Raw genomic sequence first — 19,610 nt, forward strand, 5'->3', positions numbered from 1 at the left:
ACGCTGCGCTTCGCCGAATCGCCCGCGTTCAAACTGGCCAGCGACAGCTGCCGCGAGCACCACTGGGAATCCAGTGCCGATGCGCTCGCCACCCTGATCGAGGCCATCGTCAACCTCGCTGCGCAACGCATGGAAGATGTCTCGGCGGAGCTGAAGAAACTCTCCGACCGCGTGTTCACGCCGGAACGCCTGGGCACGCCGTTGCTGCGCGACATCATGCTGGAGATCGGCCGGCTCGAGGGTCTGCAGGCGCGCAATCGCTCATCCATGCTGGGCGTGCAGCGCATCGTCTCGTTCGTGCGCGCCAAGAAGCCGGAATGGATGTCCGAGAACGTGGAGGTGCGCCTGCGCGTGGTCGATCACGACCTGCGGACGCTGGACGAGTTCGACGACCAGCTCACCAACAAGCTGCAGTTCCTGCTCGACGCCACGCTCGGCTTCATCAGCACCGACCAGAACCATGTGATGAAGGTGCTGACCGTCGCGTCCGTCGCGACCATTCCGCCGATCATCCTGGCCGGCATCTGGGGCATGAACTTCAAGGACATGCCCGAACTCAGCATGCCGTACGGCTATCCCATCGCGCTGGGCGTGATCATCCTCAGCACGCTCCTGCCGGTGTGGTTCTTTAAATGGCGAGGCTGGTGGTCCGGGGACTGAGTCCATGACGATCTTCGCGGGCCTGCTTCGTCCCGCATCCGCGCCCATCCGGCGCTGGGTGCTCACGGCGTTTCCCAGGCCGCCCTCGGGCGGCATCGACTACGACCATCCCGTGGGCGATGCCGGCCTGTTCGGACCCTCCAGCGTTACCTGGCGCATGCACTCGGATTTCTGCGGCATGCTTGCCGGTGGCCTCTGCGCGCTGTACCTGCAACTGCTGCACCCGCGTGCGCTGGCTGGCGTGTGGGATCACTCGAATTTCCGCGAGGATCTGGTCGGCCGACTGCGCCGGACCACCGCCTTCGTCGGCGCGACCACTTACGCCCCCACGAGCGAAGCGCAGGCACTCATCGGGCACGTGCGCATGATCCACAGTCACGTGCGCGGCGTGGATGAGGCCGGGGCTCCCTACGCGGCCGACGATCCGGACCTGCTCACCTGGGTCCACGTCAGCGAGATGTCGAGTTTTCTGGCCGGCTATCGCGCCTACGGGCCTATGGCCGTCACGCCACGTGTCGCCGATGCCTATCTGGACGAGACGCGTCGAGTGGCCGAAGCCCTCGGCGCCCGCGATGTACCGGGCTCAGTCGCCGACATGGACGCGTATATCGCGCAGGTGCTGCCAACGCTGGTGTTCGGGGAGCGCTCGCGTGTGGTGCTTGACGTGCTCAGGCGCCTCGACCTGCCCGTACCGATGGCCGGTCTGTCGCGCGACCTGTTCCTGCATGCCGGCGCCGCGTTGCTGCCGGACTGGGCGGCAACACTGTTGCAGCGAACGGATAGCGACCTGCGCAAGGCGCGACTGGCGCGTGGCGCCCTCCGCGGCATGGTGCCCTTGTTCCGCGTGGCGCTGACCGAAGGCGTCGCCTCGCGATCCTGCCGACGGGTCGGCGTCGATCCGGCGCTGCTGGCGCATTGGCCGCCCATGCCGGAATGACGCCCTAACCCAAACCGTCACATTCGTGAAGCGACAAAAGCGGAACCCGTTCTCAGTTTCCTACATTTTCCTGAATTCTTGCCGAATTTGCCCTAAAGTTCGCGATGACGGTGCCGCTAACAACTTCGAGGTTGCGCGGTAGGGGATCATCGTCGCGACACCAACAGGGGAGGAAGGGGTCGGTGCCAGCCAGTTGCTCACATAGCGGACGTCACGTCGCAGGAGACATGCGCTCATGAGGTCGCCCTGGCATTCGCTTGCCGGTGGGCCGCCGGAGTCGCGCCTGCTCGCCTCCGTGGCCGAGTTCACCCACCACCGCGATATCGACGCCCTCGACCACAGCCTGGTGCTGTCGCTGGCCGAACTGATTTCCGTCAGCAGCGTCACCCTGTGCAAGCGCGGCGAGAGCCTGCAGCTGCCGGTGGATTCCATCGTGGTCTGCTCGCGCAATGCCGAAGGCGCCTTCGTGGTCGAAGCGCTGGATCCCACGCGCGACGGCGATCCGATCGACACGATCGTCTGCGCTATGGAAACGCTGGAAGCCATCAGCGATGTCACCGACGACGGCACCTGCCGCCTGGTGATCCCGATCCAGCGTGACCACGCGGCCATCGGCGCGCTGATGCTGGAATCGGAAGATTCGCTGGACAGCGTGCGCAACATGGTCGAGGGCTACGCCCGCATCTACGGCAACTACATCGCGCTGCTCAACGAGAGCGAGCGCGACAAGCTCACCGGCCTGTACAACCGGCGCAGCTTCGAGCAACGCCTGCAACGCCTGCTCAAGTTGCAGCGCCAGCGTGCCCGCGCCTCGGCCAAGGGCGACGACGAGCGCCGCCTGCCCTTCGAAGACGATGTCTCGCAGATCTGGCTGGCCATCCTCGACATCGATCACTTCAAGCGCATCAACGACACCTACGGCCACGTCTACGGCGACGAGGTCATCCTGATGCTCGCCCAGCAGATGCGCCACAGCTTCCGCCAGAGCGACGTCCTGTTCCGTTTTGGTGGCGAAGAGTTCGTCATGCTCATCGCCGCGCAGGACGAACGCGTCGCGCACATGGCACTGGACCGTTTCCGTCACTTCGTCGCCGAGCACGCGTTCCCCCAGGTGGGCCACGTGACGGTGAGCATTGGCTACGCGCGCATCACCGAGAACGACTACCCCGAAATCGTGCTCGACCGCGCGGATAAAGCGCTGTACTTCGCCAAGGAAAATGGCCGAAACAGCGTGCACGGTTATGAGGCACTGACCAAGCTCGGCGAGCTGGGTTCAGCCGTCGCGCTGGGCAGCATCGATCTCTTCTAAAGCGGCCTCACCCGGAACGCCAGGCTGATCCGCGGGCCCACCTCACCGCGCGCCTTGGGAATCCCATGATCCCAATGGAACTGTGTGGCGTAACTCATCGTCAGCAGGCTTCCCGGCTCCAGCTTCACATCGAACTTCCGCTTCGGCGATTCGCGCTCGCGCAAGGCCATCGTCCGCGTGGCGCCCAGCGACAGCAACGTGATCGGCGCGCCTTCCGCCAGCTCCTCGATGTGGTCGTTGTGCGGCGCCACGCTATCGCGCCCGTCGCGATACAGGTTCAGGCCCACCGATGTAAACGGCACGCCCGTCGCCGCGATCACCTCGCGGCCCGCATCACGCAGCACGGAAGGCAACGCCGGATCCTCCAGCGCGTAATGCTGGACCAGCCGCGGCACGTCCACCTCGCGGCCATACATCTCGCGGCGCTTGGCCTGCCAGGGAATGTCTGCCAGCAACGTGGCGAACCAGGTCTCCGCCAACGGTACGGAAATGACGTCCGGCTTATACGCAAACCGCCCGTGGCCGTCATCGACGATCACGAGCGGTTCGGCTGCGAAAAGACCGCCTTGGGACATGCGACCCTTACTTGATCACGCCGCAGGCGATACGCGCACCGCCGCCGCCCAGCGGAGCCGGCTCATCAGCGTAGTTGTCGCCGCCGGCGTGGATCATGAGGGCGTGGCCCTTCAGGGTGGCCAGGCTCTTCAGGTGCGGCGCGGTGACCGCGGTGGTGTCGGTGCCATCGGCTCCTACCGTGATGCGCGGGAGGTCGCCTTCATGACCGGCGGCGTCCGGGCCTTCGTGCTTGCCGGTGTGCTGCGGATCGAAGTGACCACCGGCAGCGAGGGCGGCGCCCTTCTTGCCGTCCTTCTCGCCCGGATCGCAGCTGGCCTTCTCATGCAGGTGGAAGCCATGGTCGCCCGGCGGCAAGCCCTTGAGGTTCGGGGTGAAGACGAGTCCACCCGCCGACTGGGTGACAGTCACGGTACCCACGGAGGCGCCCGCCCCATCGGCGGTCACCAGGGTCATCGGGACGACGACACTCTTGTCGACGACGTTACCCGCGGTGGCTGTACCGGCGAAGAGGCTGGCGAGGGCGACGGCAATAGCGATCTTGGTCATGAGGTGCTCCTTGGGTGATCGTGTGGACTCTCCGATACTGCACCCGGCGTGGACGGAACGTCCACACATGGATAAATGTGGGAGCCGATTCATCGGCGATGGGTGCTTGCGCCAACTCTGGCCCGCTGCCGCGGGATCGCCGATGAATCGGCTCCTACAGAGCCGGGGCGCCGTTGGGGGCAGCGAAGATGCGGGCGGTGTCTTCGGCAGTCAGCTGGCGCCATTCGCCCGAAGGGAGGCCTTCCAACGTCAGGCCACCCAAGGCGACGCGCTCCAGGGTTTCGACGTGATTGCCGATGGCAGCGAACATGCGGCGGACCTGGTGGTAGCGGCCTTCGGTAAGCGACAGACGTATATGACGCGGCCCAAGCACGTCGAGCGCGGCCGGCTCGAGCGGATCGGTTTCGCCGTCGAGCATCAACGTGCCGGCGGCGAAGGTCGCCGCTTCATCGCCGCGCAAGTCCTCGGCGAGCGTCGCCTCGTACACCTTGGCCACCGAGGACTTCGGCGAAATGATCCGGTGAAGCAACGGGCCGTCGTCGGTGAACAGCAGCAGGCCCGAGGTCTCGCGGTCGAGGCGCCCGACCGTCGACAGCACCGGATTGCGAATGCCGTAACGCGGCGGCAGCAGCTCGTACACCAGACGACCGACATCCTTGCGCGAACACGTATACCCGGCGGGCTTGTTCAACATGATCAGCATGCCGGCCGGCGGATCCAGCGGCTCGCCTTCGAAGCGCACGTCGGCGTGTTCGACCTTGTCATCGGCATAGAGCACCTCGCCCGAGGCATCGGTGACCGCGCCTTCGCGGAACAGGGAGGCGACTTGTTTGCGGCTGCCATAGCCGAGGTTCGCCAACAGGCGCACGAGTTTCATCGACGAGGCTCCTTCGCTTCGATCACTTTGAACCCGTCGCGCTCGGCGACGGTACGAACATGGGTGAAGCACGCATCGAGCGTGGCTTCGTAGGCAAGATGCCGGTTGGCCACCATCCAGAAACGACCCTGCGGCGACAGGGCGCGCGCCGCGACCGCAATGAAGGCGCGACCCAGCTCCGGCTGGTCGGCGCGCCCCTGATGGAATGGCGGATTGGAAACGATGGCGTCGTAGCCACCGTCGATACCATGGGTCACGTCGTGCCACTGCACGTGGGTAGCGATGGCGCGGCCCGACGCGGTAACCGCCGCGGCGATGTTCCGACGGGCCGGCTCGATGGCGCGCCCTTCCGCTTCGTACAGGTCCACCGCGGTGACGCCGGGATTCGTCGCGATGACACGGCAGGCCAGATAACCGAAGCCCGCGCCGAGATCGGCAACGCGACCGGCGAAGTCCTCGGGCAACACCGAGCTCAGCAAGGCCGACGCGATGTCGATGCGATCCCAGGCGAACAGGCCACGCCGGCTTACAAAGCGACCCTCGTCGATCGGCAAGGACCCGTCCAGCGCCAGCCATGCGTCGAGCAAGGCGGGATCCGGCACGGCGCCGGGACGCGTCCAGAAGACGCGACATTTGTGCTTGGAGAGGTTCGTCACGCCGCCGGCCAGCAGCGCAAGATCGGCTTCGGCGGTCTTCGCGCCTTCGGCGTTCGGCACGGCGGCGAGGACGGCGCCATCGGGCGTGACATGGGCCATCGCCTGCGCGAACAAGGCGCGCGACTCTTCGCGCTGCCGGGTCGGCAGCACCATGACGAGGGCAAACCGGCCTTCGGGCAGATCCGCGCTCACGGCGAAGCCGGAGCGCGCCAGGGCATCCGCCGCCGGCTTGAACGACTGCTGCAGCACCCAGCCAGGACGGCGCTGCTCGCGCAGCACGAAACCGTCCCGCGCGCGCAGCATCAGCACGTCGCCAGACGCGGGCCACGCGAGATCGCCCGTGACGAACGGGACGAAAAGCGCTTCAAGAGCGGCATCGGAGGCGTAACCAGCGGACAACGCGACAGGCCTGACTAAAGATCCGGGCCGCTGATTCTACCCTGTGGCCCGTCAGCTACTGCAGGAAAGCATGGAGCAGCCGACCCGGTCGCGTGCCCACTCGGGCCGGCGGCCGGCAAGGTGATCCCTGCCCGCCTGCTCGTCGTAGGGCTGGCGGAGGGTCTCCATCAGCTCATGCAGGGGCGCGTCGTCGCCCTGCTCCGCGCTGTCGATGACCTGCTGCGCGAGGTAGTTGCGCAGCACGTAGCGCGGGTTGCTGGCGTGCATCAGGGCAAGCCGCTCCGACGCCGGCGATTCATCGGCCTGCACGCGCGCTGCATAGCGCTGCAGCCAGGACGCCAGCGCCTCCTGCGTCGCGACGCGCTTGTCTTCCTCGTAGAACGCCGCCCCGACGACACCCGGATGCGGCGCATCGAGATCGAGCAGCGCGAGGTCACGGAAGAAAATCGTCATGTCCATCCCACCCAGGGTGAGCAGGCCACGCAGGTCGGCGACCAGCGCCTCGTCGCCTTCGCGGGCGTTAGCGAGACCGAGCTTGGCCGCCGAGAACGCCGCGTCGGTGGCTTCGAACACCTCCACATAGCGATCCAGCCCGGCCTGCAGCGCGTCGACGCCGGCAAACAAAAGCGACAACGCCTGGGCGAGACGTTGCAGGTTCCAGTAAGCCACGCGTGGCTGGTGGCCGAAGCGGTAGCGCTTGTGCGCGCGATCGGTGGTGTTCGGTGTCCAGTCCGGGTCGAAGTCATCCACCCAGCCATAGGGACCGTAATCGATGGTCAGCCCGAGGATGGACATGTTGTCCGTATTCATCACCCCATGCACGAAGCCCACGCGCATCCAGTGCGCCATGAGGCGTGCCGTGCGCTCGCAGACCTCGGTGAAGAAAGCGGCGTACCGCCCTTCCCCGTCGAGGCCGGCAAAGGCCGGGTAATGCGTGGCGATGGTGAAGTCCGCCAGGCGGCGCAAAAGGTCGAGGTCATTGCGCGCCGCCGGCAGCTCGAACGAGCCGAAGCGAATGAACGACGGCGCCACACGGCAGACGATCGCCCCCGGCTCCAGCGCCGGGTGGCCGTCGTACATCACGTCGCGCAGCACCTCGTCACCGGTCACCACCAGGGACAGTGCCCGGGTCGTCGGCACGCCGAGGTGGTGCATGGCCTCGCTGCACAGGAATTCGCGAATGGACGAGCGCAGCACGGCGCGGCCGTCGGCCCCGCGCGAGTACGGCGTGCGGCCGGCGCCCTTCAGCTGCAGTTCCTGGCGGCCGTCGTGGGCGGTAATCACCTCGCCCAGGCTCAGCGCGCGGCCGTCGCCCAACTGCCCGGCCCAGTTGCCGAACTGGTGGCCGCCGTAGGCCATGGCGTAACCGGTCATGCCCGGCCAGCGAGCGTTACCCGAGAACACCTCCGCAAAATCTGGCGCCTCGGGCGAGACGCCAAGCATCGTCGCCACCTCGGCCGAGGCCGCGACCAGCCGCGGTGCCGCGACCGGCGTCGGGTCCACCCACGAGAACGCGGCGCCGACGACCTGGCGCGGACCGTTGGATAGTTCGGGGTCGGCCGGCAACTCGCGGACGAAGGCATTGTCGAAGCGCAGGTCTGTCATCGGGATCAGGGGTAGGACGTTGTTTCCAATATCCGGGCATTCACGGCGCATGCAAGGGCATACGCAACTCGTGCAAACTAGCGCCCCTGCTCACCTCAACCTGGCCCTCATGCGTCCCACTCGCCTCCTGGCCATCCTGCTATGCGCTGTCCTGGCTCCTGCCGCGGCGGCCGATCCCGTGAGTGTTCAGCGCAGCGACAAGACCCTGGTCGAGATCATCAACTCGACGATGGGGACCCTGCCCAACGCGGTGGATGCGTTGTCCCGCAAGCTGCCGGGCGGCTTGCACGCCACCACCGACGCCCCGCCGCAGATCGTGCGCAGCGTGCCCTTCATCACCCGCGACGGCTACCGCGTGAGCGCCTTCGAGGCCCGCGGCTTCAACGAAGGGGGCGACGTGCCGATGGTGCGCTTCACCTCGATCCAGCTGGAACAGCGGCCGTGCTTCGCGAGGAACGAGCTGACCGAAGCTTTCCACGCGAGCGCCTCGGAAACCAACCTGCCCGCCGCGCCGGCCATGCTGCCGAACCGCTATACGGTCATGCAGATGCCCTGGGGACGGCTCTCCTTCGGCAGTTCGCAGGAAAGTGGGGCCTGCATCATCGCCATCGTCGGCGACGCGACCGGCGGCGTGGTGGATGCCCGCACGCCTTTGCCGCTACCGCAGCCGACCACCATGCCCGGCATGCCGGACCTGCGCCGTACCTGGCCGATGCCGACGGACGCCTATCCGGCCGAATGAGTCGCCAGCGGGGCCGGATATGGCCCGGTGACCCGGTCGATGCGGTCTTCCGCCACGGCCGGCGAGAACAGGAAACCCTGCAGTTCGTCGCAACCGGCTTCGGTCAGGAAGGCCCGCTGCTGCTCGGTCTCCACGCCCTCGGCCACGACGCACAGGCCCAGCGCGGCGCCCAGATTGGACACCGCCCGCACGATGGCCGCCGAATCGCCGGCCTGGGTCGCGTTCTGCACGAAGGAGCGGTCGATCTTGACCTTGTCGACGGCGAGGTCCTTGAGCAGGGTCAGGCTGGAGTAGCCCGTCCCGAAATCGTCGAGCGAGATACGCACGCCGGCCCGGCGCAGACGCTTGAGTAGCCGGACTGACCCACCATCGGCATTGACGATGGCCGTCTCGGTGATCTCCAGCTCCAGGCGCTTCGGCGACAGGCGCGTCTCGATGAGTACGCGCATGACCATGTTGGCGAAGTCGTCGTCGCGCAGCTGCACGGCGCTCACGTTGACCGCAACGAACAGGTCGTCGAGCTTGGCAACGCGGGCGCAGGCGGTGCGTAGCACCCATTCGCCCAACTGGCCGATCAGGCCGGTCTCTTCCGCCACGGCAATGAACTGCACCGGCGAGACCACGCCGAGGGTGGGATGCCGCCAGCGGGCCAGCGCCTCGAGGCCGACCACCTTGCCGTCCGAGCTGCGGATCATTGGCTGGTAGTGACAACTCAGGCCCTCGCGGGTCAATAAGGCCTCGAGCAGCGCCTTCTCGATGTCGCGGCGATGGGCGAGCGCGGCGTCCAGCGCCTTGGTGTAAACCATCAGGCGGTTACGCTTCTTCTTCGCTTCGTAAAGCGCGCTATCCGCCTTGCGGGCCATCTCTCCCGCCGCGACCGCTTCGGCATCGATGGCGACCATGCCGATGGACGTACCGATAAAGGTGGTCGTCGAAAGGACGTCGAAGGGCTCGCCGGCGAGGGCCAGAATGCGCTCGGCGAGGCCCTGCACGTCGAGGTCGCCGTGATCGTCGACCAGCAGCGCGAACTCGTCGCCGCCGATCCGGGCCACCGTGTCGTCAGGACCGACGACACTGCGCAGACGCGCACCGAACTGCACCAGCAGCTCGTCGCCGATAAGGTGGCCGTAGGTGTCGTTGACCTTCTTGAAGCCGTCCATGTCCAGGTGGAACAGCGCGGCGTGCAGGCCGCCGCTGGCCGCGCGGCCGATGGCGGCGTCCAGCCGGCTGAAGAGCGCCGCGCGGTTGGCCAGCCCGGTCAGGGCATCGTGGCAGGCCAGCCAGCGCACATGCGCCTCGGACTCGCGCAGCTCGGTGATGTCGGTGACCGAGGCCAGCACGTGGAGCGCGCCTTCCAGGTCGATGCAGGTCTTGCGGGTGAGCAAAGTACGCACATGGCCCTGGGGGTCGGTCACCGTTTCCTCGGTTTCGACGACCTCGTGGCTGCGTAGCACGGCGTCGTCACCCGCTTCGAAGCGGGCGGCCTGCTCGGGCGGGAAGAGTTCGGCGTCGGTCCGGCCGAGCACCTCGTCGGCGTTCAGGCCGAAGTATTCGCAGCCCATGCGGTTGACGAACACCCAGCGGTGCGCCGCATCGCGCACGAACATCGCCGTGGGCATCAGCTCCAGCACCGTGGACCAGCCGGCCAGATCCTGTATCAAGCGAGTCTCCCCCTGTCAGGAACACGCTTCCAATGTGAAGCGCGCCCCGTGATGTGGGTGTATGCACCCTCGGTCACCCTTCGGTCAAGGTCTGGCGGGCTGGGTGAACGGCCTGAGCGACTCGAACTTGCGCTGGTACTCGTCGGTGACCTGCTTGGCCTCGTCCCCATTGGTGATCACCCGGGGGGTGATCAGGACGATCAGCTCGGTGCGGGTCCGCGTGCGGCTGGTCGTGCCGAACAAACGGCCGAGTACGGGAATCTGGTTGAGCCCCGGGATGCCGGTATCGGTCAGGGCGTCGTTCTGCTTGATCAGGCCGCCGAGCAGCACCGTCTGCCCGCTCTGCACCGCAACCTGGGTGGCCACTTCGCGCTGCTGGATCGGGAAGTTGCCGGTGGTGGTGTCCTTGATGCCCGGGCTGCTCACCACCTGGCTCACATTGAGGTAGACCAGGCCACCCGGATTCACGCGCGGGCGCACATTGAGGATCACGCCGGTGTCCTTGTACTCCACCTGGCCGATCGTGTTGTCCGTGTTCGCCCCGGTGTTGACGAAGGTCTGCGTGATCGGAATCTGGTCGCCCACTTCGATGTGCGCTTTCTGGTTGTTCAGCACCACCAGCGAGGGTGCCGAGAGCACCTTGGTGTTTCCGTTCTGCTCCATCGCATGCAGCGCCACGGAGATGTTGTTGTTGACGAAGGAGTAGAAGAAGTTGTCGCCTGTCGCCAGCGTCGCACCGCCGCCGCCCAGCGCGTACTGATGTTTGTTACCCGGCTGGGTCGGTTGCCCGTTGGTCGTGCCCGTCAATCCTTCGAGGTACCACTGCACGCCGAACTCGAGGTCGCCCGAGAGGGTCACCTCGAGGATGCGCGTCTCGATCTGCACCTGCATCGGCACGGCGTCCAGGCGCTTGATCGCCTCTTCGATCTCGGTCCACTGCGCGGGGCGGCACCGGACCATGAGCTGGTTGTTCGAGTCCACCGAGGTGATGCGCACGCCATCGTCCGTGGTGGTCGAGGAATGACGACTGCCGGTGTCGGCGGAACTGTCGTCGGAGGAGCCCGAGCCGGCCCCGAAGCCTGAACTGCCCGTGCTGCTGCCGCCGAAACCCGTGCTTGTGCCGGTACCCGAGCTCAAGCCGCCGGTCGTCGACGAGCCTGTCGATGAGGAGCTGGTGTTGCCGAACGCACCCGTGGTGCTACCGAGGCCGGAGCCGCCACGATTACCCATATCGCTGTCGCTGCCACCGAGCGTGCCTGAGCTGAGGCCGGGGCCGACCTTGCCGCCTTTATCGCCCGAGCGCCCACCACCGGAGCCGCTGCCATAGATATCCGAAAGGTAATCGGCCATGTCGGAGGCCTGCACGTTACGCACGTCGTAGACGTACAACTGCGGCTCGTTGCCACCCCCGCGGTCGATACGATCGATCCAGCTGCGCACCTCATCCAGATACGCCGGCTGGGGGCTGAGCACCACGAGCGAGTTGGTCCGCTCGATCGGAATGAAGCGCAGCATGCCGGCCATCGGCGTGTTGCCCTTCTCGCCGAAGATGCCTTCGAGCTTGGGCGTGAGGTCCTTCACCTGGGCACGCTGTAGCGAGAACACACCGACCGACATGCCACGCAACCAGTCGACGTCGAACGTAGCAACGGTGCGCTGGTAGTTGTCGAGCTCGGTGGGCGTGCCGGCCATGACCAGCACGTTGCGCGTCGGATCGGCGAGCAGCGTCGCGTCCGGACGCGCGAACGGCTTGATGAGTTTCTGCATCTCCGTCGCGGAGATGAAGTGCAGCGGGAACAGGCGTGCCTGCAGGCCACCAGCCGGCGCGTTCGCGCCGATGCTCGGGACGAGGTTACCGGCGACGGCATCCTTGGACGGCATGACCACGTAACGGCCATTGGTGTGGACGAGCGCATTGCCCGTCCACGAAAGAAGGGTCTCGAGGATCGGCAGCGCCTGCTCCGCCGTCACCGGCTGCGAGGTCGAGAAGGACACGTTGCCCTGCACGCCCGGCACGATCGAATAGTTCTCGTGCAGCAGATCGCCGAGGATGGCCTTCACCACCGACTCGACCGGCTGGTTCTCGAAATTGAACGTGACCGTGCCCGCGCCCTCGGCGACCGGCTTCGGCTTGGCCAGGCCCACCGGCTTGATGAACTCACCCGTGCCCGTCGTGACCTGCGGCGGTACATTGGTCGGTGCCGTTGGATTGGTCGACGGCATGAGGCGCGGCTTGGGTGCCGGCAGCTCGGTGCCCGCCATGGCCTCGCGTTGCAGTGCGCCATCGTCGCGGGGTTGCGGCAACGTTGAGCAGCCTGCCAGTGCCACCGCCAGCGCCGTGGCGCCGATCGTAAGAAAACGCGTCATGCAAGAACCATCATGGTCATTGAAGCCTGCGAGATTGGAGGGTACGTGTTGCCAGCCCGTGACGCAGACTACCCATGGTTGCGCCGGTTAGCCACTTCGGCCGGTTAACTCGACGGCCCATCCCGCCAGCGCAAGACGGTATACAGCCTCTCGTTTGCGCCGCGTTCCAGCCCAACCATGGGAAACTGCACCGTGGCCTCCACGGTGGTGCGGGAGCCATGGCCGTCGTCCGCATCAGCGCGGAATGTGATGGTGTTGCCCGGCATCGCGCCCCCGAGGGTGATACCGCCAGGCAGGTTCTGCAGAACCGTACCGGGTGGAACACTGTCACGCGCAAGAACGACTTCGCGCGCACGGGTCGGGTCGAGGCCCCGCACTGCCGCCATGGCAAGGACAGGCGCAAAATCCGGCTCAGGCGCCGGTCGCCCGGACCAGATCGTGATCGCCGGCTCCACGGTGTTGTACAACGCCGGGTCCATGCCCGGTAGCCCCTGCAGCTCCTCGATGGCAGCAAATGCCGTGTAACGCTTCGATGGGCTGCCACCGGACATCAGGGGCATCGACGGAGCCGACGTACCGTCGTCCGACACATGGCTAGCCGTAGGTCCACGCCATTCCACTACGTGGTGGGTCAGTTCATCGGCACGCGCCTCCTGACAGCCCGCCGCCATGAAGAGCGCCCGAAGCGCGCGAGGGTCGGCGGTATTGATATCGACCTTTCCGGTTTCATCGAGCATGCCCACCGCCACATGCACATGATCGAACTCGAACGCCAATGACCTGCCATCGCCCGGCACGCTGTTGTCTATCGATACAGCGCCCCCGGTCTGCACGAGCATGGCCTGCCGGTGGTGCGCTTCCGCGAGCACGATAGCCCGCATGATCCCCGCTTCGGCGGCGTAGCGCGCGCGCTGCTGGCCGAGCGTGAATCGCGTCTGCAACGCTTCAACACGAGCGACGCTGGCGAAGCCACCGACCAGGATGGCGAGCAAGGTGCACGCCCAGAGGACCACCAGCAAGGCCACGCCGCGTTGCGCGTGCCTCATTGCACGGATTCCGATAAACGCCGGGCCGCACCACGCACGTTCACGGCATCGGGATCCTGCCTCGGCGCCACCAGCAGCGGCGGCCAGCCATCGGCGCCCTCTTCCGGAACCACGCTGATTTCGACAACACCCGGCAATACCATAGGCTCGCTCCACTGCTCCTGCCACACGGCAGAGCCGCGACGGGCATAGCGGATGTGCAACGAGCGTACGCGGGTAAGCAGGACATCCTGCGCACCAGCGACGAGCCTTGACTGACTTCCTGGCAGCGGTGAGAGATGTGCCTCCAGCGAATGGCCTTCCTTACCATCATCCGCAAGCATGATCTCGATCACCTGCGGTCCCAACTTGCCAAGGTAGCCGGGCAAGGTGGAGACGAAGCGGACATGCGTGGCATCGCCATCAAAGACGACCGGCACGTTATCGTCGACCGTCTTCCATGGCAACGCGGTGGCCGATGACAGTTGCCGACGAAGAAATTCCCGGCCGCCACGAACCTCGTCGAGGCGCGCGATAACCGCCGAACCATGGCCGACACTCAGCGTCGTCGAGCGAACGCCCGAATAAACGCCGAGCAGAAGAATGGCCAGGAGCGCCAGGGCGGCGAGCACTTCCATCAGGCTGAAGCCACGCGTAGCGTTCATGGGCCGGCTACCGACGTCGCGGGCACGGCTCTGGGTTCATCCTGCAACCGCAACGTTGCGAAGTGCGCACTACGCTCCGCGTGTCCGTCGCGCCAGGTGATATCGAGATCGACGCGATACACGTGAAGGTCCGGGGACTGGCCCGGGAAGGCTTGCTGTGCAGAAACGATCATGCGCCATTGGTGACGCGTGTCGTACCAGCCGGTCTGCGTGCCTTCATGCAACAGCTCCCGGCGCCCTGCGGTATCCAATGTGGTATCGGCCAGCATGGCAATGCGATTCAGTTCCCGCGTGTGCCCCGTCACCTCGGTGGCCGCCCCGGCCACGTGCATGACGGCGCCAAACGCCAGTGCCAGCAAGAGGATCGCAGCGATCGTCTCGAGCAGGCTGAACCCGGCTTCCGCATGCCGGCGAATGTTCATTGAACGGGCCATGATGCGAGGCTCGCACCTCTTTGTTTCAACTGCGAGTCGCACGATCGACAGTGGATATGAAGATGCAAAAGGGGCGGGCTTACGCCCACCCCCTTCGCCCATCCTTCCTGGACGGAAAGCGTGGATCAGTTGACGATGCAGCTGTCGACCTTGGTCTGGCTCAGGACGCCGGCGGCGTTGCTCAACCACGCATAGCCCGTGCCCGCGCGACCGATCTTGGTCACCGACGTACGGATCGCGGTGTTGTACGGCGAGCCGAGAAGGGTGCGAACCGCAGCCGTATCGGTACCGTTACCCTGCTTGTTGCCGAGCAGGTTGGTGATGGCGATGATCGGATAGCCGGACGCCGGGTTGGCGTAGTCATCCGGACTCACCAGGCCAACGCAGGTACCCGTCACCGGCAGCGAGACCAGTACCGGACGGCCCGTGCCCGTAGCGGGCGCATCGGCGATAGCCTTGTCAAAAACCACGTTGACCGCAATCGCCGTCGGGCCGAAGCCGGTGAGCGGGTTGATGGTCGTTCCGGCCGTATTCGTCACGGACGCAATCTTCACGCCACCCGGGACGCCATTGGCGACTTCGGCGTAGCCGATGGAGCCGTCGGTCGCGGCGACGGCAGCGGTCACGCCCGCGTTGCCGCTTGCGCCGACAGAGCTGGCGTACGCCGAGAAATACGACGAGGCGCCGGTGGCATAGGCCTGAAGCGTCTGGAAGCTCGTGGCCGGATGCGCGACGGTCGGGCAGACGGCAGTAAGGTGGTTCAGGAACGAAAACGACGTGCCGCTACCATCGCTGCGGTAGGCGATGTTGATCGGACCGGTGACGGCGTTTGCAGTCAGGTCCTTCCAGTCAGTGATCCTGCCGGAGAAGACGCCGCAGATCTGGTCTTCGCTAAGCGTCAGCGCGTTGACGCCAGTCTTCCTGAAAGCGATGCCGACGGCACCGGCGATGGCCGGCAGCTGGGTCGGCTGCGTGCCCGTACCGTGGCCAAGTACATAGTTGTTGTATTCGGTGAGCGAAAGCGGAGCGTCCGAGCCAGCGAAGAACGCCTGGGTAAGGCCCACGCCGCCGAAGTTCGTCGGGGTGGTGCTGCCGCAGGTACCGTTCACCTGGAAGTTGGTCGGATCGTTACCGGCGAGAACCTTCTTGCCCGCGCCGCTGCCGGTCGGGCAGTAGGTGACCGGATTGCCGCCGTAGGAGCCGAAAAGCGAACCGGCAGCGGGCGTGATCGGCGAACCGGCCGGGTTCGCCGCGGCACCGGTGTAACCGATGGCCGGCAGCGTGGCGCCACCGCCGACGAGCGTGGTGGCCGCGCTAGCGGCCGAAGCGAGGCACATGAAAATGGCGCCCGCAATGAACTTCATGCTGGTGTTTCCCATCGAAGAATCGCAACGCATGGTGTTACCCCTTTGCATAGAAGCCCCCCGGAGTGGAGGCCTTGCAAGCATCACCTTGCGTCGTTACCCCGTCGTGCCAATGCGGTGTCCGTGCGTATGACGGTTCGGTGATTTCGGCAAGCGCGAGTGTGTCGTGGATCACGTTCGAACTGAACATTCATATCGCCTGTCATGAAACGCATAGGGAGGGCAACGCCCTCCCTATGTTTCACGCCTTGTTGCAGACATTACATCCGATGCAGAGCCTTCTGTTCCCCTTCCGTCAGTTGGCCCGTCGCATCGCCACGACCAAGTACCTGCACCGGCGACCCGCTGTCGTAGCCCGCCGCCGGGGAGACGCTCGAGGTGTTGTCACCTTCGCTCAGCACATGCACCGAGATCTCGGACGGGAGCTTGTCACGCGCATCGGATTGCTGTTTGCGCGCCACATCTTCCGCGGCCTGCGTTGCGGCGGTAGCAGCGGCGCTTGCCGCATTCAATGCACCGATGTTGACAGCCGCTGTCACGGGAACACCAATCGAATCGCCCTTGACCTGGATATTGTCGGCATTGGCCACGCGCGCCGCGGCGATGACCAGGTTACCGGAGACGCGGATACCCGCATCACCGGCGTCGACCGTGCCACGTGGTGCGATGAGGTAGGCGTTGCCGGGGGGCGCACCTTCAACCGTTTGTAGCGTGGCGATACCCGCACCGCTTACCTGGCCGCGTGCGTCGACACGGCACCATGCATCGACATCACACAGGAAGGTCGGCGGAGGAACCTCGCTGTTGGTCTTTGCACCCTGGCCGGCATTGATGTCGCCGTTGGAGCTCCAGATCGTGACATCGCCGCCCTGCTCGGTAAATACGCGGCTTTGCGCCAGCAGCAGGCTGCGGTCGGTGAAGACGTTGACGTTACCGGCTTCCAGGGTGAGCAGGCCCATGGTGTTGGGTCCGGCGATGACCTTGCCGTTCGGGTCGGTAATTTGCGACGGCGCCGATGTACTGCCGATAAGTGCCTGTCCACCGGGGCCGAGCAAGGTGACGTCCCCACCCTGCTGCGTCTGGATGGTCGAGCTGCGGATATCCAGATCGCCGGTATCCACCGTGGCAGCCCCGCCATTGAGTCCACCCTGCCCTGCACCGTTCGATGTATATCCGAGCGTACTCGGGAACATGCTCTCCAGCGCGGCGTAGCCACGAGCGTACTTGCCCGCGTACGGGCTCGATGGATTGTTGTAGTCCGTACCTACCTGGGCAAGCAGCTTGAACAGGACCTTGTCAGCGAAGATACGCTGGACAATCTCAGGTTCCCTGGCGAACAGACCGAGGGCCTGGTCGTCGGTCAGCGGTGTCGTCACGTCGTCCGTGAGATGACCGGTGGCCGTGCGCTCACCGGCGATGCGCTGCTCCATAAAGGCCACGAGGTCCGGCGCCAGATTGGGCAAGCCATCGCCGCCATTGAGGTAGTGCGCGAGGAAGCCCGCCGTGTCCACGCCCGGACCGACGCCGAAGTTCACCAGGATGTCCGCGCTTTCGTGCGGAAGGTAGGGATTGTAGGTGTTGCCGACGGCCTGGATGCCCGTGGGGATGGTCGATTGCCCGGATTGCGACGTCACGTCAGCCTGGCTTACGAAAGGACCGATGTCGCGACCTGCGTCGACGACGAAGGTACCGGGGCCACCGACCAGCAGTGCCGGCACCAAAGGTTGCGCCCAGGTGTTTGGACCGAAGACGTTACCGTTGGGGAAGAACGTGTCATAGATATCTCGACCCGCCGACACGCGCGTGATATCGGCCGCGCGCGTGTGTTGGCCGATAAGCGAAAGGTTTACGATGTCGCGGCCGGCGCGGATGTCGGCCTGTTTTGAGGGCAATAGCACCAAGGCGCTATACGTTATGCCTGTGGCATCCGTCATACCGTTCGTAATATCGCCGTCGAGCGCGTAAACGCGTACGGGTGTCGTATCGTCAGCGTGCAGCGAATCTGGCTCGTGGAACTGGCCATTCAGGACACCGGTAGAAGCCCCTAACCATTTTCCTGTGGCGTTCGCCAGGCCCATCGGCTGAAGTGGTGACGGCATGCCGTCCGGCGATGAATCGATCAAGCCAAAGTACTGGATGCCGCTAGCGAAAGTCGGCCCGGCAAGCCCGATATTGTCCTCCGCCAAAAGACTCAGGTTGCCCGTGCGAGACGGAAACAGCGAGCCACTCGTAAGGATATCGATACTTCCGCTTAAAGCAGAAAGAGCGACGTTCGCTGGAAGAATGGTTTCGCCGTTCGCGCCGCCGCGACCGAAGAACACCTGATTCGGCGCCAGCAGGCTGCCGAAGGCGACATCGCCGGCCACCGATGCAGCGACGAAGGACGATGTCGTCGAGTATCCCTGGTCGTCCGCATGCCCCGCGGAGAACTGGACATGGAGGGCGCCATTCCCTGCATACGACGGATCGTACACGCCGCCAATATCGGCCCCCTGGCGTGCATTAACGGTGACCTGGGCGTCCTGAAGGCCGAACAGTGTGGAGACAGGCGTCGTGTACTCGGCCCCGGCCGTCGACTGGAAGCCTGAGTCAAAACTGGCCAGGGAGGGAGACACCGCGATCGCGCCGTCGGCACGTATGTCCGCCGTACCCTTGGCAACGAAGTAGGTGCCACTGAGTATGTCGCCGCCGGCGTGCACGGAGAGATCGCCACCGCCGACGGTGGTGATCGACTTGCCATCGGGATTCGTGTACCAGGTCGTCGGTAGCGAGACTGACAGTTCGCTGACATCGCCGCCAGCGTCCACGTCCACGTTGCCGCCGATGCTCATGACACCCTGGTGGAAATTGCCAAAGTTGATGGACGAACTCGATCCGTCGGCAGCGTTACCTGTCTGCATCCACTGCCACCAGTATTGCGCGACGGAATTCCCCGGTGGCGCCTTGGTCTGCGACCCATCAACGTCGACGACATTCTGGATACTGCTGATGTCGCCGCCCGCTTTCAGGTAAACATCGCCAGCATGATCCGGGTTCACCAGACCGGTCACTAGCGCATCAGGAGCGGTCAGGTCATTGCTCTGCGCCCGCGGCAATTCCGACGGCCGCAAGAGATACACATCCGTACCTGCCGCCGTACCTTCGACCGGCGCACCCGCCGTGTAGATGGTCGCCGGGGCTGCTGCGTCGAGCCACTGGATATCGCCCGCAGAAACCATATCGATGTCGCCGGTGCCGGTGCGGATCGTGGTCGGCATGAATATCGTCTTGCCGGAGAACGGTCCGTTCTGGGTCACGACCGTGGGATCGCTCAGGGTGTCCTTTACCGCAAAGTGGCCGTCAAGCGTGATATTCACCTCGGATGCCGCCGCCGTAGCCAACGGATCGACGCTGCCCAGATCGGTGCCTGCGACAAAGCGGTACGACGTGCTCGATCCTCCCAGCAGCGTGGCTGACGCCAGCGACGTCGCGTTACCGAATGTCGGCATGTTGGAAGGCGAATTGTTGGGCGCGGGCTTACCAAACGTGACGGTCGGCGGAATCGAGGTATCGGCATCCTCACGGGGGGCGAACGGCGCGTAGAACAGCTGGCTGTTCGTGCCATCGCTCAGGAAGAGGCTTACCGTGAGTAGATAGTTGCCGTAGTTGTTGGGACTGAGGTACGTGTTGTAGTCATGCGACCAGGTGGCGTAGTCCTTACTGATCGGAAGGAGGAGAGGCGACGGCGTGTCGCCCGATGCCTGAAACAGCGGGAAGTTGAATAGCCAGTTCGCGTACGCGTTGGCAT

The 19,610-nt window shown here is 65.3% G+C and carries 16 protein-coding genes; 4 read left to right on the plus strand and 12 right to left on the minus strand.

Going from position 1 to position 19,610, the window contains the following annotated elements; translation table 11 throughout:
- From AC1DSN_RS06900 to AC1DSN_RS06910, 3 genes are all read left to right on the plus strand, one after another.
- A partial coding sequence (locus AC1DSN_RS06900) for a CorA family divalent cation transporter (protein WP_477330047.1) occupies positions 1-660 on the plus strand: 660 nt, incomplete at its 5' end.
- A gap of 4 nt (positions 661-664) precedes the next feature.
- Complete coding sequence (locus AC1DSN_RS06905; protein ID WP_477330049.1) at positions 665-1,597, plus strand: oxygenase MpaB family protein; 933 nt, start codon at positions 665-667, stop codon at positions 1,595-1,597.
- Positions 1,598-1,832: 235 nt separating this feature from the next.
- Positions 1,833-2,906, plus strand: a complete 1,074-nt coding sequence (locus AC1DSN_RS06910) for a GGDEF domain-containing protein (protein ID WP_213946900.1) — start codon at positions 1,833-1,835, stop codon at positions 2,904-2,906.
- On the opposite strand, the gene AC1DSN_RS06915 is transcribed toward AC1DSN_RS06910, so the two are convergent.
- The 5 genes from AC1DSN_RS06915 to AC1DSN_RS06935 all read right to left on the minus strand — a co-directional run bounded on the left by AC1DSN_RS06915 (position 2,903) and on the right by AC1DSN_RS06935 (position 7,565).
- Positions 2,903-3,481, minus strand: a complete 579-nt coding sequence (locus AC1DSN_RS06915) for an alpha-ketoglutarate-dependent dioxygenase AlkB family protein (RefSeq protein WP_477295551.1) — start codon at positions 3,479-3,481, stop codon at positions 2,903-2,905. The two genes, AC1DSN_RS06910 and AC1DSN_RS06915, sit on opposite strands and share 4 nt — an antisense overlap.
- A 7-nt stretch (positions 3,482-3,488) precedes the next feature.
- Positions 3,489-4,028, minus strand: coding sequence for a superoxide dismutase [Cu-Zn] SodC (gene sodC / locus AC1DSN_RS06920; RefSeq protein WP_477295549.1), 540 nt, complete (start codon positions 4,026-4,028; stop codon positions 3,489-3,491).
- Positions 4,029-4,182: 154 nt separating this feature from the next.
- Entirely contained in the window at positions 4,183-4,905 is a 723-nt protein-coding gene (locus AC1DSN_RS06925) for a pseudouridine synthase (protein ID WP_213946898.1), read from the minus strand.
- On the minus strand, positions 4,902-5,960 hold the full coding sequence (locus AC1DSN_RS06930) for a class I SAM-dependent methyltransferase (RefSeq protein ID WP_477295547.1): 1,059 nt from the start codon (positions 5,958-5,960) through the stop codon (positions 4,902-4,904). The genes AC1DSN_RS06925 and AC1DSN_RS06930 overlap by 4 nt, the downstream gene beginning before the upstream one ends.
- A 51-nt stretch (positions 5,961-6,011) precedes the next feature.
- The gene (locus AC1DSN_RS06935; protein WP_477295545.1) at positions 6,012-7,565 is read right to left on the minus strand and encodes a protein adenylyltransferase SelO; all 1,554 of its coding nucleotides are present in this window, start codon (positions 7,563-7,565) and stop codon (positions 6,012-6,014) included.
- 109 nt (positions 7,566-7,674) lie between these two features.
- Here AC1DSN_RS06935 and AC1DSN_RS06940 point away from each other — a divergent pair, with 109 nt between their 5' ends.
- A complete protein-coding gene (locus tag AC1DSN_RS06940) occupies positions 7,675-8,307 on the plus strand; it encodes a hypothetical protein (RefSeq protein WP_477295543.1) in 633 nt (210 codons plus the stop codon).
- On the opposite strand, the gene AC1DSN_RS06945 is transcribed toward AC1DSN_RS06940, so the two are convergent.
- From AC1DSN_RS06945 to AC1DSN_RS06975, 7 genes are all read right to left on the minus strand, one after another.
- Entirely contained in the window at positions 8,292-9,968 is a 1,677-nt protein-coding gene (locus tag AC1DSN_RS06945) for a putative bifunctional diguanylate cyclase/phosphodiesterase (RefSeq protein ID WP_477330051.1), read from the minus strand. The two genes, AC1DSN_RS06940 and AC1DSN_RS06945, sit on opposite strands and share 16 nt — an antisense overlap.
- Before the next feature lie 84 nt (positions 9,969-10,052).
- Complete coding sequence (gspD, locus tag AC1DSN_RS06950) at positions 10,053-12,335, minus strand: type II secretion system secretin GspD (RefSeq protein WP_477330053.1); 2,283 nt, start codon at positions 12,333-12,335, stop codon at positions 10,053-10,055.
- Positions 12,336-12,439: 104 nt separating this feature from the next.
- Positions 12,440-13,381, minus strand: coding sequence for a type II secretion system minor pseudopilin (locus tag AC1DSN_RS06955; RefSeq protein WP_477330055.1), 942 nt, complete (start codon positions 13,379-13,381; stop codon positions 12,440-12,442).
- Positions 13,378-14,025: a prepilin-type N-terminal cleavage/methylation domain-containing protein gene (locus AC1DSN_RS06960; RefSeq protein WP_477330057.1), complete on the minus strand. Its 648-nt coding sequence runs from the start codon at positions 14,023-14,025 to the stop codon at positions 13,378-13,380. Before AC1DSN_RS06960 ends, AC1DSN_RS06955 begins: the two co-directional genes overlap by 4 nt.
- On the minus strand, positions 14,022-14,459 hold the full coding sequence (locus AC1DSN_RS06965) for a hypothetical protein (RefSeq protein ID WP_477297028.1): 438 nt from the start codon (positions 14,457-14,459) through the stop codon (positions 14,022-14,024). Before AC1DSN_RS06965 ends, AC1DSN_RS06960 begins: the two co-directional genes overlap by 4 nt.
- 125 nt (positions 14,460-14,584) lie before the next feature.
- Positions 14,585-15,823: a PstS family phosphate ABC transporter substrate-binding protein gene (locus AC1DSN_RS06970; protein WP_477297027.1), complete on the minus strand. Its 1,239-nt coding sequence runs from the start codon at positions 15,821-15,823 to the stop codon at positions 14,585-14,587.
- A 260-nt stretch (positions 15,824-16,083) separates the two neighbouring features.
- The coding region (locus AC1DSN_RS06975) for a filamentous hemagglutinin family protein (RefSeq protein WP_477330059.1) at positions 16,084-19,610 on the minus strand (3,527 nt) is incomplete at its 5' end.

It is taken from the genome of Luteibacter sp. P4_D7_3, from assembly GCF_056401735.1.

Excerpts from the sequence above, each read along its gene's own strand:
- AC1DSN_RS06940 (WP_477295543.1), top strand. The coding sequence starts at position 7,675 with ATGCGTCCCACTCGCCTCCTGGCCATCCTGCTATGCGCTGTCCTGGCT.
- AC1DSN_RS06970 (WP_477297027.1), bottom strand. The coding sequence starts at position 15,823 with ATGAAGTTCATTGCGGGCGCCATTTTCATGTGCCTCGCTTCGGCCGCT.
- AC1DSN_RS06915 (WP_477295551.1), bottom strand. The coding sequence starts at position 3,481 with ATGTCCCAAGGCGGTCTTTTCGCAGCCGAACCGCTCGTGATCGTCGAT.
- AC1DSN_RS06955 (WP_477330055.1), bottom strand. The coding sequence starts at position 13,381 with ATGAGGCACGCGCAACGCGGCGTGGCCTTGCTGGTGGTCCTCTGGGCG.
- AC1DSN_RS06925 (WP_213946898.1), bottom strand. The coding sequence starts at position 4,905 with ATGAAACTCGTGCGCCTGTTGGCGAACCTCGGCTATGGCAGCCGCAAA.
- AC1DSN_RS06960 (WP_477330057.1), bottom strand. The coding sequence starts at position 14,025 with ATGAACGCTACGCGTGGCTTCAGCCTGATGGAAGTGCTCGCCGCCCTG.
- AC1DSN_RS06905 (WP_477330049.1), top strand. The coding sequence starts at position 665 with ATGACGATCTTCGCGGGCCTGCTTCGTCCCGCATCCGCGCCCATCCGG.
- AC1DSN_RS06910 (WP_213946900.1), top strand. The coding sequence starts at position 1,833 with ATGAGGTCGCCCTGGCATTCGCTTGCCGGTGGGCCGCCGGAGTCGCGC.
- AC1DSN_RS06965 (WP_477297028.1), bottom strand. The coding sequence starts at position 14,459 with ATGGCCCGTTCAATGAACATTCGCCGGCATGCGGAAGCCGGGTTCAGC.
- sodC (WP_477295549.1), bottom strand. The coding sequence starts at position 4,028 with ATGACCAAGATCGCTATTGCCGTCGCCCTCGCCAGCCTCTTCGCCGGT.
- AC1DSN_RS06935 (WP_477295545.1), bottom strand. The coding sequence starts at position 7,565 with ATGACAGACCTGCGCTTCGACAATGCCTTCGTCCGCGAGTTGCCGGCC.
- gspD (WP_477330053.1), bottom strand. The coding sequence starts at position 12,335 with ATGACGCGTTTTCTTACGATCGGCGCCACGGCGCTGGCGGTGGCACTG.